The organism is Streptomyces sp. NPDC006925 (assembly GCF_042869575.1).
Lineage (GTDB): Bacteria > Actinomycetota > Actinomycetes > Streptomycetales > Streptomycetaceae > Streptomyces.
Genome location: NZ_JBIAGB010000007.1, coordinates 154073 through 171102, shown reverse-complemented (window position 1 = coordinate 171102; position 17030 = coordinate 154073). Strand labels below are relative to the sequence as shown.

Annotated in this window: 11 protein-coding genes; 1 reads left to right on the top strand and 10 read right to left on the bottom strand. The window is 73.3% G+C overall.

Annotated features, from left to right (window positions below; genetic code table 11):
- Nucleotides 1-3: 3 nt before the first annotated feature.
- The 8 genes from ACFYNS_RS12770 to ACFYNS_RS12735 all read right to left on the bottom strand — a co-directional run bounded on the left by ACFYNS_RS12770 (nucleotide 4) and on the right by ACFYNS_RS12735 (nucleotide 13106).
- Entirely contained in the window at nucleotides 4-1947 is a 1944-nt protein-coding gene (locus ACFYNS_RS12770) for an alginate lyase family protein (RefSeq protein WP_388602525.1), read from the bottom strand.
- Complete coding sequence (locus tag ACFYNS_RS12765) at nucleotides 1944-4136, bottom strand: bi-domain-containing oxidoreductase (RefSeq protein WP_388602523.1); 2193 nt, start codon at nucleotides 4134-4136, stop codon at nucleotides 1944-1946. Before ACFYNS_RS12765 ends, ACFYNS_RS12770 begins: the two co-directional genes overlap by 4 nt.
- A 15-nt stretch (nucleotides 4137-4151) precedes the next feature.
- Nucleotides 4152-6086, bottom strand: coding sequence for an asparagine synthase (glutamine-hydrolyzing) (gene asnB, locus ACFYNS_RS12760; RefSeq protein ID WP_388602520.1), 1935 nt, complete (start codon nucleotides 6084-6086; stop codon nucleotides 4152-4154).
- Between the two features lie 3 nt (nucleotides 6087-6089).
- Nucleotides 6090-7613 (bottom strand): Wzz/FepE/Etk N-terminal domain-containing protein, encoded by a 1524-nt coding sequence (locus ACFYNS_RS12755; protein WP_388602518.1) that lies wholly within the window; start codon nucleotides 7611-7613, stop codon nucleotides 6090-6092.
- Nucleotides 7610-8977: a Wzz/FepE/Etk N-terminal domain-containing protein gene (locus tag ACFYNS_RS12750; RefSeq protein ID WP_360289371.1), complete on the bottom strand. Its 1368-nt coding sequence runs from the start codon at nucleotides 8975-8977 to the stop codon at nucleotides 7610-7612. Before ACFYNS_RS12750 ends, ACFYNS_RS12755 begins: the two co-directional genes overlap by 4 nt.
- Nucleotides 8974-10236 (bottom strand): glycosyltransferase family 4 protein, encoded by a 1263-nt coding sequence (locus ACFYNS_RS12745; RefSeq protein WP_360289373.1) that lies wholly within the window; start codon nucleotides 10234-10236, stop codon nucleotides 8974-8976. Before ACFYNS_RS12745 ends, ACFYNS_RS12750 begins: the two co-directional genes overlap by 4 nt.
- The gene (locus tag ACFYNS_RS12740) at nucleotides 10226-11554 is read right to left on the bottom strand and encodes a nucleotide sugar dehydrogenase (protein WP_360289375.1); all 1329 of its coding nucleotides are present in this window, start codon (nucleotides 11552-11554) and stop codon (nucleotides 10226-10228) included. The genes ACFYNS_RS12745 and ACFYNS_RS12740 overlap by 11 nt, the downstream gene beginning before the upstream one ends.
- Before the next feature lie 73 nt (nucleotides 11555-11627).
- Nucleotides 11628-13106 (bottom strand): sugar transferase, encoded by a 1479-nt coding sequence (locus tag ACFYNS_RS12735; RefSeq protein WP_360289377.1) that lies wholly within the window; start codon nucleotides 13104-13106, stop codon nucleotides 11628-11630.
- A 926-nt stretch (nucleotides 13107-14032) separates the two neighbouring features.
- Here ACFYNS_RS12735 and ACFYNS_RS12730 point away from each other — a divergent pair.
- Nucleotides 14033-14755, top strand: coding sequence for a DUF4232 domain-containing protein (locus ACFYNS_RS12730; RefSeq protein ID WP_388602515.1), 723 nt, complete (start codon nucleotides 14033-14035; stop codon nucleotides 14753-14755).
- Nucleotides 14756-15035: 280 nt separating this feature from the next.
- Here ACFYNS_RS12730 and ACFYNS_RS12725 read toward each other — a convergent pair whose 3' ends face one another.
- Nucleotides 15036-15689: a response regulator gene (locus ACFYNS_RS12725; RefSeq protein WP_388602652.1), complete on the bottom strand. Its 654-nt coding sequence runs from the start codon at nucleotides 15687-15689 to the stop codon at nucleotides 15036-15038.
- Nucleotides 15690-15733: 44 nt separating this feature from the next.
- Entirely contained in the window at nucleotides 15734-16975 is a 1242-nt protein-coding gene (locus tag ACFYNS_RS12720; RefSeq protein ID WP_360289383.1) for an ATP-binding protein, read from the bottom strand.
- Between the last annotated feature and the right edge of the window lie 55 nt (nucleotides 16976-17030).

The following is a 17030-nucleotide window of genomic DNA, read 5'->3' as shown; positions in this document are numbered from 1 at the left end:
CCCCTAACCGCGGAACCTGAGTACGGTGACGAAGCCCTCGGCGCTGTCGGTGAACCCGCTGCCGACCAGCGTCGTGGCGGGTTCCTTGCGTCCGAACCCGGCGGAGTACCAGCCCAGTGGCGGGTCGGTCTCGCCGCGATGGGCCCGCCAGGTCAGCCGCTCGGGCAGCTCGAGCACGGCGGAGCAGTCCTCGCCCTCCCGGGTCCAGCTGAGCACGGCCCGGTTCTCGACGAGATCCGCGGTGACGGCCGGGCCGAGGTGGAACGCCAGGCGCGCGGCCCGGCGTGGTCCGCGCACCTCGTCGACCACCCGCAACTCCCGGTCCGCGGCGCTCAGCTCCACCCTGCGGCGGTGCACGGAGTGCCGGTAGCCGTCGTGCTCGGCGCACCAGCGGCCCGCGCCCTCCGCGGACGGGTCCGCGACCAGGACGCGACTGCGGGCGTGCCGGGTCCACAGGAACGGGCCGCCGGAGGCGGACTGGTCGGCGCCGTCCAGTTGCAGGGTGTTGTGGCCCAGAGTGGAGCGGAAGTACTGCCGCCACCCGGGCTGCCCGTGGTAGCAGTACGTTCCCGGGTCGGCGAGCACGTCCACCCCGTCGTGCCGCACCTCCACGGACAGCGCGTCCGCGTGGGCGTGCGCGGCGATGGACAGGAAGCCGTGCGGACCACCGTCGCAGCGGCACCAGATCTCCCCCGGGCCGCGCAGGATGGTCATGCCCGCGTCGGCGAAGTGGGCCGGACGGACGGCAGGCCGGGACACCGCCGGTGCGGTCGGGCGAAGGAGCGCGGCCAGCAGCGGAGTGCGCACATCGGTCCCGGTCACCGTCGGCCACCAGGCGAGCCCGCCGAACACGGCGTCCCCGGTGGCCAGCAGCGAGGCCCAGCGGTCGGTGCCCGCACCGTCCAGGACCAGCCCGTGCCCGTCGTCCGCGTCCCCCTGGCGCGGCGGCCGCAGGCGGCTGTCCAGCACGGCCGCGAGCGCGTCGGTCATCCGCAGCAGCACCCGCCGGATCGACGCGGGGACGGGGACACCGGCGGCATCCGCCTCGGCCACCGCGGCCAGGCCGAGCTCCAGGACGAGTCCGTGGTACTCGGTGGCCGACTCGCGGTTCAGGCCGGAGGCGAAGGTGTTGCTGCGCAACTGCCGCTCCAGGGACCGCAGCGCCTCCGCCCGCCACCGCGCGGAAGAGGGGAACCACCCGAACGCGCAGGCCGCCGCGGACTGCCCGGCGGCCTCGGCGATGACGTGGTTGTTCGCCGACGACCCCCGGCTGGGGAAGGCGGCCAGCCAGCGCTGGTGGTGCCATATCTGGGCCAGCGCCACCGGGTTGTCCTCGAACAGCCCCGCCGCGCCCGGCCAGCCCTCCAGCAGCCGGCGGATCCACACCCAGGCGAGCAGCCGGATGCCCAGCTCGATGCCGCTGACCCAGTGCACGCCGCACAGCGGGGGGTTGGCCCTCCACCACGACCGCAGATGCCCGGCCGTCCGCTCTGCGTACCGCTCGTCGCCGGTGAGCGCGTAGGCGGCGGCGAGCTTGGTGAGGTACTGGTGCCGGGACAGTTCCCAGATCTGCTTGATGTCCCCGACCGTGTCCTCGTCCCGGTAGGGCACGCCGAAGGCGTAGCCGCCCGGGGCCCGGCGCCCGGTCTTCGGGTCGTACCACCAGTCCGGGTCGGCCAGATCCGTGCGCTCCACGCCGAAGTACACGGCGCGCCCCTCCAGCAGCCGGTCCGCCTCGGCGACGAGCCGTTTCGCGGCGTCCGGTGGCACCGCGGCGAGTGCTTCGGCCGGCAGTACGGAGGTGAACCGGGCGCCGGTCACCTGCGGGCAGTCCGGTCGGGCGGACCGCCAGCGCCGCCTGCGCACCGCGTCGCCCGCGCGGCCGGCGGCCTCCCGAGGTCCCATGCGGGAGAGCCGCCGCAGGTACCAGCCCGCGCTCATCGTCATCGCGGCCCCGCCAGGGTCACCGGTGCGCCGCCGACCAGCGCGGTGCGCACCGCGAGGGTGGCCGCTGTGGTGGCGGCCAGCGACTCCAGCGGAACGGGCATCGGCCCGCCGGTGCGCACCGCCCTGAGGAACGCGGCCAGTTCGGCGCGCTGCCCCTTGTCCCGGGTCCTGGACAGTCGCGGGGAGGCCCACCGCTTGGGGCCGTGTACCGAGGCCCGCACGAAGTCGTCGAGGTGCAGCACCTTGCCGTCCGCGACGAGGTCCAGCGTCTCCTTGGGGAAGCCGGGCGAACCGGAGGTGACGTAGCCGAGGGTGGCGGTCGACCCGTCCGGGTAGCGCAGCACGACCTGGAGGTCCTCGTTGTCGGGTGTGGCGACCGCGTACACCGCGACCGGGTCGCCTCCCAGCAGCCAGCTCACCGTGTCGATGAAGTGCCCGCCCTCCCCGGCGAACCGCGAGCCCTCCGTCCCCTGCCGGAGGTACCAGCTGCCGTGCTCCAGCCGGCCGGCGTTGACGAGGTAGCGGACGCTCGCCGGACCGGTCCGGGTGCCGAACCGCTTCCTGGCCTCACGCAGCAGCGGCGCGAACCGGCGGTTGAAGCCCACCTGCAGCCGGTCGTTTCCGGACTCCTCCACCGCCGCGAGCACACCGGCCAGCTCGTCCTCGGTGAGGGCCAGCGGCTTCTCCACGAAGACCGCCTTCCCGGCCAGCAGCGCCTTGCGGGTCAGTTCGGCGTGTGAACTGTGCCGGGTGACCACGAACACCGCGTCGACGGCCGGGTCGCCGAGCACGGCGTCCAGATCGGTGGTGGCCTCGGCGAAGCCGAACTTCCGCTTCGCGTTGGCGGCGGAGAGCGCCGTCGTGGTCACGACCGTCGACAGCGCGACACCGTCCTGCTGGGCCAGGTGCGGCAGCAGCATCGACGACGCGTAGTTGCCCGCGCCGACGAACGCCAGCCGCACCGGTGCGGCGGCGGCCCGGGCGGGGACGGACGCCGCTGCGGTACGGCGCCGCACCGCCGGTACGGCCACCTCGGGCGCCGCCGCGTCCGCCGGATGTTCAGCGGGGCCCGGGTACCGGAACAGCACGGCCACCGCCTTCAGGTCGCCGTCCTCCAGGCGCCGGTAGGTCTCGACGGCGTCGTCGAAGTCGGCGACATGGGAGACGAGGGGCTCCGCGTCGACGGAGCCGCGGGCGAGGAGGTCGAGGAAGCACGCCAGGTTGCGGCGTTCGGTCCAGCGCACGTAGCCGATCGGATAGTCCCGCCCGGCGAGCTCGTACTCCGGGTCGTAGCGCCCGGGGCCGTAGCTGCGGGAGAACCGGACGTCGAGTTCCTTCTCGTAGTACGCGTTCCACGGCAGATCCAGGCGGCACTTGCCGATGTCGACGACCCGGCCGCGGTCCCGGCTCAGCCGGGCGGCCAACTCGACGGGCTCGTTGCTGCCGCCGCCGGCGGCCAGATACACCTGGTCCACGCCGCGCCCGCCGCTGAGTTCGGCGACGGCCGCCTCCACGGCGGCAGACGCGGGATCACCGCAGGCCACCGCGCCCAGCCGGGCGCCGAGTTCGCAGCGCGCCGGGTCCGGGTCCACTCCGACGACGCGGGCTCCCGAGGCGGCGAGCAACTGCACCACCAGCTGGCCGATCAGCCCGAGGCCGACGACCAGCGCCACGTCGCCCAGTTGCGGTTCGCCGCGGCGGACGCCCTGCAGCGCGATCGACCCGACCGTCCCGAAGGCCGCGTGCCGCGGCGCGAGGCCGTCCGGCACCCGGGCGTAGAGGTTCTTCGGCACCCAGTTCAGCTCGGCGTGCAGCGCGTGCTCATTGCCGGCGCAGGCCACGAGGTCGCCCACCGCGACGTCGTCGATCCCCGTGCCGACCTGCTCGACCACCCCGCACAGCGAGTAGCCCAGCGGCGTCCAGGAGTCCAGCTTGCCCATCACCTTGCGGTAGGTGGCGGGCACTCCGTTGGTGGCCACGCTCTGCATGACCTTGGCCACCTGGTCCGGGCGGGAGCGGGCCTTGCCCAGCATCGACATCCCGGCCTCGGAGACCTTCATCAGCTCGGTCCCGGTGGATATCAGCGAGTAGGCGCTGCGGACCAGTACACCTCCCGGCTTGCACCCCGGTACCGGCACGTCGAGCACCGTCAGCTCGCCGCTCTTGTAGTTCTGCACGACCTGTTTCACGAAGTCCTCTTGTCTCTACGCCGTCAGCTGAGAGTTGTGGCCGACCCCCGAGGTCGCGCCGCGGTACCAGTACTCGAGGGTCAGCACGTGCCACAGATGCTTGGCGTGGTCCCGCTGCCCGGCGGCGTCCTCGGCGACGAGACGCTCCAGCGCCTCGCGGCGCAGGAACCCGGATTCGACGAGGACGCCGTCGTGCAGCACCTCGCGGACCAGCGGCGCCAGGTCACGGCTCATCCAGGCTCGCAGCGGAGCGCTGAAGAGGCCCTTGGGCCGGTAGACGATCTCCTCGGGCAGGATCGAGGCGGCCGCCTTCTTGAGGACGGCCTTGCCCTGCCGTCCGGCGATCTTGCGCTCCCCCGGCACGGCGAACGCCGCCCTGACCACCTCGACATCCACGTACGGCACCCGCACCTCGGTCGAGGCGGCCATGCTCGACCGGTCGGTATAGGTGAGGTTCAGGCCCGGCAGGAACATCCGGGCATCGGCCAGGCACATGCGGTTGACGAAGTCGTCGAGCTCGTTGTCCCGGTAGACGTCCGCATGCTCGGTCAGCACGTCCTCGACCGTCCCGGCCAGGTCCGGATCGACCAGGGCGAGCAGTTCGTCCCGGTCGTACATGGTGTAGCTGCGCCGGAAGGCGGTCTCCTCCGGCAGGTCGGCGAAGGAGAGGAACCGCTTGGCGAAGCGCACCGACCGGTACCCCCGGCGGGCCGAGGCGACCGGCAGCCGGTCCACGGCCCTGGACAGGCCGCGCCGCAGCGGCCGGGGAACGCGCCGGTAGCGCACCGCGAGCAGGTTGGCCAGGTGTTTGCGGTATCCGGCGAACAGTTCGTCCGCGCCCATCCCCGAGAGCAGCACCTTCACCCCGGCCTCCCGGGCGGCCGAACAGATCAGGAAGGTGTTGATCGCGGCGGGGTCGCCGATCGGCTCGTCCAGGTGGTACGTCATCCGCGGCAGCAGATCGAGCACGTCCGGAGCGATCTCGATCTCCCGCAGGTCGACGCCGAACCGCTCGGCGACCCGCCGGGCGTGGCGCAGGTCGTCCGGCATCGCCTCGAACCTGGCGTCCTCGGCGCGGAACCCGATCGTGTAGGCGGAGATCCCGGGCCGGTCGCGGGCCGCCAGCGCGGTCAAGTAACTGGAGTCCAGCCCGCCGGAGAGGAAGGTCGCCACGGGTACGTCGGACAGCAGGTGGCGCCGGGTCGACTCCTCGACTACGGCGGCGAGATCCGGCCGCTCCCCGGCCCGGGCGCGCTCCCGGCCCTCGGCTGCGACCTGACGCAGGTCCCAGTACCGGCCGCGCTCCACCCGCCCGTCGGGCCGGCACCTCAGCCAGCTGCCCGGCGGCAGCTTCTCCGCCCCGCGGAGCGCACACCGCGAGTCCGGCACCCAGTAGTACAGCAGTGAGGCCACCATCGCCGCGGGGTCCACCTGCATCGACCCGCCGGTTGCGGCGGCCAGGGCCTTGAGCTCGGAGGCGAACACCAGTCCCGTGCCCCGCCGGAGCAGGAACAGCGGCTTGATGCCGAGCTGGTCGCGGGCGAGCACCAGATCTCCGGTGCGCTCGTCGAAGACGCCGAAGGCGAACATGCCGCGCAGCCGGGGCAGGCAGTCCGTGCCCCAGCGCCGCCAGGCCTCCAGCAGCACCTCGGTGTCGGACGTGCCGCGGAAGCGCACCCCGTGGGCCGCCAGTTCGGCACGGAGTTCGGGCGCGTTGTACAGCTCGCCGTTGTAGGTCAGGACGAGGCCGTCCGCGGCCATCGGCTGGGCCCCGGTCGCGGACAGGTCGATGACGGCCAACCGGCGGTGCCCCAGGTGCACTTCCCCGTCCCCGAGGGGATGGCTGTAGCGCCCCGCCCCGTCGGGGCCGCGATGGGCGAGGGTGTCGGTGAGCCGGTCGGTGACCCGCTTCCCGTCCGGCCATGAGTACGTTCCTGCGATGCCGCACATGTCCTATCTCGCCTCCTGGTCGCTGTCCGGGACCCGGGCGGTCCGTACGGGCAGCCGTTCCGTCTGCGGGACGCCCGTCCCGTTCCGCCGGGGCGGGCGTTCGGTCCGGACGCGTGCCGCGGTGTACGGGCCGTCCCACAGCGTGCCGTCGGTCCGGTCCCGCGGATCGGGGCCGATCAGCACCACGCCGAGCACCGGGATCTGCTGTTCCGCGAGCTGCCGCGCCACCGTGTGCAGCCAGGCGGCGCTGCCGTGCCCGGCGCGCACGACCAGGACGGTCCGGGCTCCCAGGTGCCTCAGATCGGTCCAGGCCGTACCGGGCGCGACGGAGCCGACGCCGAGCCGGCGTTCCGGATGCTCCGCGTCCGCGGTCCGCTCGCCACCGGCCGGCACGACCGGGTCGTCCGGCTGCCGGCGGCGGTCGGCGAGGTGCGGGCCGGGCAGGCCGTCGACGACCGCCACCGGGCCGTCCGCCGCGAGGGCCCGTGCGAGGTCCAGGGCGAGCACGCTCGTGCGGCGCGCGCACCCCAGCTCCAGCAGCGACAGCGGTTCTGCGGAGCCGCGCACGGTGCGGGCCAGGGTCGCGGTCAGCCGGTCATGTGCCGCGCGCGTCCGCCTCGGCTGCCACAGCCTGCCCGTCCGGAGGGGCAACTCCGCGAGGACCGAGGCGCCCAGGTTCGCCGCGATCTCCCGGCGCAGGACGGGGCGGTCCGCCACCACCGCTCCGACCGCGGCCACCGCCAGTCCGAGGGCGAGCCCCAGGACGAGCCCGATCGTGGCGTCGGTGGCAGCGGCGGCGGGCAGCGAGTGGCGCACCGCGCGCGGGGCGTCCACGATCTGCGTCCCGGCCACGATCCGGGGCGTGCCGGTACGGGCTTCCGCTGCCCGCTGGTCGAAGTCGGCGATCCGCGAGTTGAGTTCGGCGCGGCGGGCGAAGAGCGACTCGATCCGCGCCGAGGCCCTCGGGCCGCTCTCCGGTGAGCGGCCGCCGATCGACTTGTTGACCTGGGCGAGTTCGTCCCGCATCCGGTCACGCTGGTCGAGCAGGGCCTTGGTCTCGGCTTTGGCGGTCTCGCGCATCCGCCGCACATGGTCGGCGACGAACGCGTCGGCCAGCGCCTCGGCCCGGGCCACCGCTTGGGCTTCGTCCCCGCCCGTCACATCGATCCGCAGCAGGTTGTTGGTCACGCCGGTGCCCCGGTAGTCCCGCAGGAAGTCCTCGGGGTCCTCGGAGGAGTGGAGGGAGCGCAGGGCCCGGCCCGCGATCCGCGTGGTGCCCAGCAGCTCGACGTCGGTACGGATCAGGGTTCCGGTGTCGTTGGGCTGGTCCTCCTGGTGCGCGACCAGCACCGTGGTCACCGCGGTCGGGGGCGGGGGCAGCAGGACCGGCACGGCTGCGCCGATCAGCAGTCCCAACAGTGCCATGGAACACCAAAGGCGGCGGCGCCGGCGCACCGCCACGACCAGCGACTGCAGGTCCAGCAGCGGAGCGGCGCCCGGCGCGTCCGCGGTCCGGCTCGTCGTCACGCCGGGCCTCCCCTCGCGGTGCCGCCGACCGGAACCGCCTGCTCCGAGTGCTGCGCGGGGCGGTCGGCGGTCCGCTGCGGCCGGGCCCGGACCGGTTCGGCGACGACGGCCCCGACGATCCGGTGCCCCGCGTCCGCACACGCCCCGGCGATGCCGCCGAGCTCCTCCGCGGTCCAGTTGCCCGCGCTGAGCACGACCAGGGCACCGGACTCGGTGTCGTGGTCCGGCACCAGCGGGCGGGACACGGACACGTCCACCGGCGGCAGCAGCGGATCGCTTCCGGCCTCGGCGGCGAGCTGCTCGGCGGCCCGGCGGCCGAGCACGTCGCCCTCCGGTACGACGGCCAGCACCCGCCGCGGGGCAGCCGGCAGCTCCTCCCGGAGGCGGGCGCACACCCGCCGGCAGCGGATCCGCCTGTCGGCCTCGCCTCCGGACGTCCGCGGCGCGGGTCCGTGCCATCGGGTCTCCAGGCCCAGCAGCCGGCGGATCCGGGCCCGGCCGCGGCCCGCATGGCGGTGCGCGAGCTGCTCGCCGGGCACCTCGACGGTGCCCAGCAGCGCCGAGCCCAGTGCCGCGGCGATCTCCCCTTCGGTGTCCAGCCGGCGGCTCATCCGTGCGGCGGCGAGCTGTCCGACGATGCCGAGCAGGAAGGACAGCAGCGCCCCGGCACCCACCCGTTGCGGCGTCGTCGGCGGTGCCTCGCCGGTGGGCCGGGCCGCCGGCCCCATGACGACCAGACCGGTCCTGCTGCTCGCCGGGGCGGCGTCGTCCAGCTTCTTCATGGCTTCCTGCAGCGCGGTGCGCAGCTTCTCCAGTTCGGTGCGGGCCTGCACGCTCTCCACGGTCCGCCCCGGATCGGCCGCCTCGGCCAGCTCGGTGATCCTGCGGTCGGCCTCCCGCACCTTCTGCCGCAGTGCCTCGGTCCCCGCTGCCGCGTCGGCGTCGGTGCCCTCGCCCGCGATCCGCGCCGCGAAGGTGACGAACTGCTGGGCCATCCGGTCGGAGAGCTGCTGCGCGCGCTCCGGCGTCTCGGCCGAACCCGAGATGGTGATGATGTTCCCGTCCGCCGCCTCGGCACGGACCCGGTCCCGCAGCTCGGTGCCGCTGACACCCCGCCAGTCGAGTGCGGCGGCCGCGCGGTCGACCACGGCCGAGCTGGTCGCGATCTCCACCTGGGTCAGCAGCTCGCGCTCCTCCCACTGTCCCGGCAGCAGTACCGATGCCGACGCCGTGTAGCGCGGCGGGAACAGCGCCGAGGTGCCGTAGCCGACGAGCGCGCCCGCCAGGGCGAGGACGGCGAGCAGGCGCCAGCGCCGACGGAGCAGCCGCCCGATCGTGACCAGGCGTATCGTGTCGTCGCTCAACGGCGTCGCCTCTTGCCCGCCGGGGCCGGGGTGCCTGCCGCGACCGGGTGGTCGCGGCAGGCCGCGGCGTAGGCGGCGAGCAGCGACTGCTGGGAGTTGTGCCAGGAGAGTTTCCCGCTGATCCGTTCCCGGCCGATCCTGCCCATCCGGGCCCGCTTCTCCGGATCGTCCAGCAGTTCCGCGACGGCCCCGGCGAACGCGGCCTCGTCGTCGGCGGGCGCGTAGACGGCGGCCTCTCCCGCCGAGACCCGGGCCTCCCGCAGGTCGAAGGAGACGATCGGCCGGCCCATCACCATGTACTCCAGGACCTTGTTCATGGTCGACACGTCGTTGAGCGGATTGTGCGGGTCGGGAGAGAGGCACACGTCGGCGGTGGACAGGTAGCGCACCAGGTCGGCGTCCGGGATCCGCCCGGTGAACTGCACCTGCTCGGAGAGCCCGAGCTGCCGGGAGAGCTCCACCATCGCGTCGAAGGTGTCGCCGGCACCGACGAACACCGCGTGCCAGTCGGTCCGTCCCAGGTCGTCGCGGAGCTTGGCGAGGGCGCGCAGGGCGTAGTCGACGCCGTCCTGCGGGCCCATGACGCCGAGGTAGCACAGCAGGTGCGGCTTGCCCCGCTTCAGCTCCGGCTCCGGCGGTACGGCACGGAAGCGGTCGGTGTCGGGCGCGCTGCGCACCACGAAGACGTCCGCCGCGCTCCGGCCCCCGCGGCGCAGCGCGACCTCCCGGTAGCTCTCGTTCGTGGCGAGCACGATGTCCGCGGCCCGGTAGGTCATCCGCTCCAGCGCGCACACGGCCCGGTGGAGCAGGTCCTCGCCGCGGCCGAACCGGGAGAGGTACAGCTCGGGCACCAGGTCGTGCTGGTCGAAGACGAACCGCGCGCCGCGCCGCTTCAGCCACAGTGCCGGGAGGAACAGCAGGTCGGGCGGATTGCAGGCGTGGACCACGTCGACCGGGCCGACCCTGCGGGCCAGCCGGACCGTGTGCCACAGCGCCGCTCCGTACTCCCGCAGATACCCGGTCGGCCCTCCGGTGGCCGCGCGCAGCGGATAGCGGTGGATCCGTATCCCGTCGATCTCCGCCTCCGGCTCGGTGTCCCGTTTCCCCCCGCGGGGGCAGATGACGTGCACCTCCCAGCCGGCGTCGTGCAGCGTCCTGCACTCCTGCCACACCCGCCGGTCGAAGGGCACCGACAGGTTCTCCACGAGGATCAGCGCGCGCCGGCCCGGCCGGTCACCGGCGGTCGTGTCACCAGGCAAGGCCCAGGTACCCCTGTTCGGCCCGGCGCGCCTCGGCGTCGGGGAGGTGGACGAGGTCGATCAGCTCCGGTCCTTCGCCGGCGGACGGCAGCGCCGAGAGGACGGCCGGGTCCCTGGTCCCGACCAGGCACACCTCGGCGTGTTCGAGCACCTCGGAGACGGAGTCGGCGAGGAGCTGGGCGAGATGCGGCAGCCGGGTCTCGATGTACTCGCGGTTGGCGCCCAGCAGCCGGGAGAGGCTCACGTTGGCGTCGTGGATCCGCAGGTCGTACCCCTTGCCGTAGAGCCGTTCCGCCAGCTCGACCAGCGGGCTCTCGCGCAGGTCGTCGGTGCCGGGCTTGAAGGAGAGCCCGAGCAGTCCGGCGCGCCGCTTGCCGGTGCGCTCGACCATGTCCACCGCACGCTGCAGATGGTCGGAGTTGGAGGGCAGCACGTGGGCGAGGATGGGCACCGAGACGTCGGCCCGCCGGGCCGCGTGGACCAGGCTGCGCAAATCCTTGGGCAGGCAGGAGCCGCCGAAGGCGAAGCCGGGCCGCAGGTATGCCGGGCTGATGTTCAGCTTGCGGTCGGCCAGGAACACGTCCATCACCTGGTGCGAGTCCACTCCGAGGGCCTGGCACACCGCGCCCAGCTCGTTCGCGAAGCCGATCTTGAGGCCGTGGAAGGCGTTGTCGGCGTATTTGATCGCCTCGGCCGTCGGGACCGGTACTCGGAAGACCTCGCCGGGCAGGCCGTCGTACAGCGCCGCCACCGCGTCGCCGCCGGCCGGGTCGAGTTCGCCGATGACGGTCTTGGGCGGGTCGAAGAAGTCCCGCACACTCGTGCCCTCGCGCAGGAACTCCGGGTTGACCACGACTCCGAAGTCCACCCCGGCGGTGCCGCCGACGTACTTCTCCAGAATCGGGACCAGCAGGTTCAGGCAGGTACCGGGGAGCATGGTGCTGCGGTACACGACGGTCTGCCGCCCGCCGCCTTTGTCGCGCTCCGCCAGCGCGGCACCGATCTGCTCGGTGACCCGTTCCAGATACGTGGTGCACAGGCTGCCGTTGGGCTCCGAGGGCGTACCCACGCAGACGAGCGTCACCTCGCTGTCCAGGACCGCCTCGCGGACGTCAGCGGTGGCGCGTAACGCTCCGGTCCGCACGACCTCGGCGACGAGTTCGCCGATCCGCTCCTCGACCACCGGGGCCTTGCCCGCGTTGACCAGGTCGACCTTCGCCTGGTTCACGTCCACCCCGACGACCTGATGCCCCCGGCCGGCCAGGCACGCGGCCGATACACAGCCGACGTAGCCGAGCCCCAGAACACTGACCCTCATGACGCGTTCCTCCCCCAGAGCAGGCCCCTGCGGCCTGCGTTGCGCACGTCGGCCGGACGACGGCCGCCGCGCATCAGTAGGCCCCCTGCCCGTGGAGCACCACGCGCAGCGTCTTCCACAAGATCACCGTGTCCAGGGCCAGCGACCAGTCCTCCACGTACCGCAGGTCGAGGCGAACCGCCTCCTCCCACGGCAGATCGCTGCGTCCGCTGATCTGCCACAGGCCGGTGAGCCCGGGCTTGACCAGCAGCCGCCGCCGGATGTCCGGGTCGTAGGCGGCGGACTCCTCCGGCAGCGGAGGCCGCGGTCCGACGAGCGACATGGATCCGGCAAGTACGTTGAACAGCTGCGGGAGTTCGTCGATCGAGTACCGGCGCAGCACCGCTCCCACCCGGGTCACCCGTGGATCCCGGCGGAGTTTGAACAGCAGCCCGGCGCCCTCGTTGCGGTCGGCCAGCTCGGCGCGTGCCCGGTCGGCTCCGGCGACCATGGTGCGGAACTTCAGTATGGTGAACTCCCGGCCGTCCTTGCCGACTCTGCGCTGCCGGTAGAACGCGCCGCCGCGGCTTTCCGCCAGCACCAGGAGCCCGACGAGCACCATCAGTGGCGCGCACAGCACCAGCAGGAGCGTCGCGCCCATCTTGTCGACGACCTCTTTGACGGCCCGGCGGCCCCCGGTGAAGGTCGGCATGCTGACCCGTAACAGCGGTATCCCGAGCACCGCGTCGACGTGCAGCCGCGGGCCCGCCACCTCCATCAACACCGGGGCCACGACCATCTCGGCGTCGCTGCCCTCCAGATTCCAGGCCAGCCGCTGCAACTGCTCCGGTGACCAGTGCGGGTCCGGTGTGACCGCGACCACGCGGTAGCCGTCCCGGCGGACGTGGCCCGCGAGGTCGGCCAGCCGGCCGACGACGGGCACTCCGTCCAGATGGTCACCGTGCAGTCCGAGTCCGTCCGGAGTGCACACCGCCTCCACCCGCCAGCCGAGGTGCGGGAACTTGCGGACCCGGGATATCAGATCGCGCACGGTGGCCGGGCTCCCGGCGGCCAGCACCGGCCGCAGGCATCGTCCCGCCATCCGCTGCCTGTGCAGCGAGAGCCGCAGCAGATACCGCGCGATCATGGTGAGCAGCGCGATCGCGGGGACCGCGACGAATATCCAGAGTTTGATGTTGCGCGAGGTCAGGGCTATCCCACCGAGCGCCAGTACGACGACCGCCGTGAACAGCGAGCGTCCGAGCCGGCGGAATTCCTCGGCGCCCTGGCCGAGCACGGCCGGAGCCCAGGCCCGGCTCACCGCGAGCGCTCCCAGCACCAGCAGTTCGGTGCCGAGCGCGAGGATGCTCCATTTCTCGTGCCAGTTGGCCGCGTCCCGGGCCCCGAAGAAGATGCCGATCGCCGCCACCACAAAGGCGGTCACCACGGTGTCGCTGGTGATCACGGTACGGCGGTACCGCTGCTCCCAGTCGCTCGCGGGCCGGCTGACTGCCCCCTCCGCCGGACGCCCGAGCGTCGACGGTAACGGGTCGACCAATTCCCCCTGCCGCACAGAATCCCCCAGCTCGCCAGTGGTTCGACCAGTTCGCCCATCACTGTTCCCCGGGAGACGCCCGCCCCCCGCGCCGCGCTGTTCCTTTCCCCCGGGAACGCTCCCGCCCGGGCGCACGTACTCCCGCCGTCGCGGCCGTACGTGCACACAACTCCGAGCGGTGGCGTACCCCCCTCTCCCCACCCGACTCCCTGGTGGCACAGGACCCCGCGGAACCCTCGGATGCTCCCCACACCCGCAGTCCCGGCCGGGGATCCCGGAGCCGAGCGCCCCTGTGTCGGGACCGGGATACGACCAACGGCTGCCCGAAACATCGGACCGTTAGATCACCATTTGTCGCCCCGTGTCCAAACATCTGAAGCACGGTCAATGTAGACCATCAGGGGCCACCTGAAGAGGGGGTGTGTGCAATTTGTGCGCAAGCTTTGGAGTTTGAGTACCGGCCGAAGCCGACCCGCGCGTGCTTCGACAGCGAGAGAACACCATGTGACCTGCGATGGCGCAGCATCTCTGCGGCGCCGGCCCCGCACCCCCGAGGTAGTCGGATGTGCGAATCACCTCGCTCGAGGGCCACTGGAGATGCGTGAACCGGTTCGCATGTGCCAGTGGTCTGGTCCGGCGGAGGCTCCGCGCAAGGTCCTCCGATCCGCGAACGCGGCCTCTTGCGGCCGCCTCCGGCGCCCGTGCCCCTGCCGCACATACCTCCCACGATCCCTCTGCGACGAAGGGGCACAGAGCTGGCGGCGTCCGGATCCCATGTCCGGCCCGCCTCGAACTTTCGGCTGACCAGGGGCGGTTGACGGCCCATCGGATCGGCCGAACAGCTGATCCGGAACGAGCTGGCCGCATCGCAGGATGGCGGCATGCGCCGCCCACCAGGGGCAGCGCGGACCGTATTCGACGCTCAGCCGCTCAGGGGGAACCAGATGAACACCGCTCGCCGTACCCGCCGCACCCTCCGGACCTCCGGCCTCGCCGCCGTCGCCGCGGCCGCGGCGCTCTCGCTGACCGCCTGCCAGGGAGACGACACCGACGACGGTGCTGCCGGCTCCTCCACGGGGACGAACGACTCCGCGGCGCACGGCACGGAATCGACCGGCGCAAAGGACTCCGGCCCGGCAGGCGCCGACTCCGCGGACACCGGCGGCACCAGCGGCCAGGGCGCCAGCGGCGAGGGCGGCGGCGGAAGCAACAGCGCGGGCACGGGCTCCGGAGCCGCGAACCCACGCGCCAAGCGCTCCACCTGCACGGTGGGCAAGGTCTCCGTCGGCCTCCAGCGGGCCGGAGGAAGCGCGCCGGTGGTGCTGCTCAAGGCGACCAACAACGGCAGCACCCGCTGCGACCTGTACGGCTACCCGTTCGTGGGCTACCCCGGTGCGCAGGCGCCGATCGCCGTCGGTGGCGGAAAGCCCCAGGCGGTGGTCTCCCTGGAGCCGGGCGAGTCCGGCTATGCCGCGCTCGGTCTGGAGAAGGGTGACGGCGCCGGCACGCACCGCGAGAAGCAGATCACCGTCGAACTGGCCGACCGCTCCCTGCACGGCACCGGCTCCACCGCCAAGGTCAGCGCTCCGGAGGGCGCGGGCCTCGCCCTCGGCGAGAGTTCCACCGTCTCCTACTGGAACACCACACCCGAACTGGCCCTGCAGTAACCCGCACCGGGGCCGCCCGCGCGTCGCACGCCCCGCGCACCGACCACATCCCCCCGGGGGAACCCGCCGCGCACCGCCCGAGGCGTGTCCGAAACAGCTGGGCGGAGTCCGAAGGGACCTCACCACCAGCGGCCTGCAGAGGCGTGGCCGGGCCCCGGACGAGCCGGGGCGGCCCGCCATCACCGCGGCCGGACACTGCGCGGCGGTCGCCCCGGCCGCGGACGCCTGGCCGGGACGAACCGCACCGGCACGAAGGGGCCGCGGGCGCGCGGGAGAGGGTTCAGCCGCAGAGCCCCGACTCCCAGGCCCACGCCGCGATCTCCACGCGGTTGCGGGCCGCCAGCTTGCGCTGGACGTTGCCCAGGTGCGTCTTGACCGTCGAGAGGGTGACGTACAGCTCCGCCGCGACCTCCTCGTTCGTGCGCCCGCGTGCCACCAGCCGCACGACGTCCAGCTCCCGTTCTGTCAGCGGTTCGACGGGACACGCCGTGGAGACGGGCGAGGGAGCGGCGGAGGCTGGGTGCGGCGAAGGCGCGGAGGGGGGAGGCGTCATGTGACGGAGGAGCCGCACCGTGACGGACGGGGAGATCATCGAGTCGCCCCGCGCCGCCGCGCGCACGGCCTCGGCGAGGAGCGCGGGCGAACCGTCCTTGAGCAGGAATCCGCAGGCGCCGTTCCGCAGCGCCCGGTAGACGTACTCGTCGAGGTCGAAGGTGGTGGCGATCAGCACCTTCAGCGGGTCCCGGACGTCGGGCCCGGCGAGCTGCCGAGTGGCCTCCAGACCGTCCATCTCCGGCATCCGGATGTCGAGCAGGCACACGTCGGGACGCAGGCGGCGCGCCTCCGCGACCGCCGTCGCGCCGTCCGGGGCCTCCGCGACGACCACGATGTCGGGCTGCGCGTCGAGGATCATCCGGAAGGCTGCCCTGACCATCTCCTGGTCGTCCGCGAGGAGTACGCGGATCGTCGTCCCACTGTTCACCCCGCCCATGATCCCAGAGGCAGCCGGGCCGTCACCCGCCAGCCCGCCGCACCGTCCCCCGCCGGGCCGGCGGTGAAGGTACCGCCCAGCGCCTCGACCCGCTCGGCCAGCCCCGTCAGGCCGAACCCCGAGCCGTCGGAGGTTCCGGTGCTCTCCACCGGGTCCGGCCGAGCGGTCCGCACCGCGGCGTGCGGCGAGGCACGGCCGTCGTCGGTGACGGACACGGTGAGCGCGCCCTCCGGCGACGAGCGCACTTCCACGGTCACCTGCCGTACCCCCGCACCGTGCTTGCGGACGTTGGTCAGCGACTCCCGCACGACCCGGTGCACTGCGGTGGCCGGGCCCGGCGGAAGCTCATGCCCGGGCCCTCGCAACTCGGGCGCCAGGAGGAGCACGGCGGTGGCCGGGCCCGCGGCGGTGAACTCCTCGGTGAGGGCGCGCAGCGCGCCGTCCAGGTCCCCGGTCGGCCGGACCGCGGCCGGGCCCTCGCCGGGTGCCCGGAGCACCGAGACCATGCCGCGCATGGACTCGATCGCCTGGGAGCCCGCACGCTCGATGCCCGCCATCATGCGGTCCAGGTCATCGGTCGCGGGTGCGTGGCCCTGCGCGGTGGCGTACCGCACGGCTTTGGTCTGCGCGACGATCGCCGTGACGTGGTGCGCCACGAAGTCGTGCAGCTCCCGCGCGTACTCCAGCCGCTGGGTCTGCCGGTCGGCTTCCCGCTCGCGACTGCGGAAGGTGTCGAGCAGCCGCAGGTAGAGGCCGAGCACGAGCGCCAGCAGGAGCACGAAGAAGATCACGGGTTCGCCGAGTTGGATCACGTTCTCGTACTCAGCCCGCGGCAGCCGCAGCGGCAGCAGCGCGGCGGCGAGTGCACTCCCCGCCACGAGGCCCGCCGCGAGTGCCGGGCGGGTTCGCCGGACGGTCCGGGTGACGAGCAGCAGCAGCGCCGCCATCTCCGCAGCGCCCGGGGTGACCTCGGGCCGCTGGGAGAGCCGCATGGTGACCAGGGACAGCGCCGCGGACGCCGCCACGGCGACCGCCGCGACCGCGGGGAAGCGGCCCACCGGGACGACGAGCGCCCCCGCGCACAGCGCACCCGTGACGACGGTCGCGGCTGCCGTGGGCGCGTATCCGGTGGCCGCGCCCTCGGCGAGGAGCAGGGCGAGCACCGCGGCCGCCGCCACGGCGGCCAGTACCCGGCGAAGCGGGGTGCGAAGCGGAGGAGCAGGGATCATGCCGCCTCACGTTAGAGCCGGTCCACCGCGCCCACCTCAGTCTTTCGGACGAGCG

Coding starts and splice junctions, on each gene's coding strand:
- ACFYNS_RS12770 (WP_388602525.1), bottom strand. CDS start 1,947: ATGACGATGAGCGCGGGCTGGTACCTGCGGCGGCTCTCCCGCATGGGA.
- asnB (WP_388602520.1), bottom strand. CDS start 6,086: ATGTGCGGCATCGCAGGAACGTACTCATGGCCGGACGGGAAGCGGGTC.
- ACFYNS_RS12740 (WP_360289375.1), bottom strand. CDS start 11,554: ATGAGGGTCAGTGTTCTGGGGCTCGGCTACGTCGGCTGTGTATCGGCC.
- ACFYNS_RS12730 (WP_388602515.1), top strand. CDS start 14,033: ATGAACACCGCTCGCCGTACCCGCCGCACCCTCCGGACCTCCGGCCTC.
- ACFYNS_RS12725 (WP_388602652.1), bottom strand. CDS start 15,689: ATGGTCAGGGCAGCCTTCCGGATGATCCTCGACGCGCAGCCCGACATC.
- ACFYNS_RS12720 (WP_360289383.1), bottom strand. CDS start 16,975: ATGATCCCTGCTCCTCCGCTTCGCACCCCGCTTCGCCGGGTACTGGCC.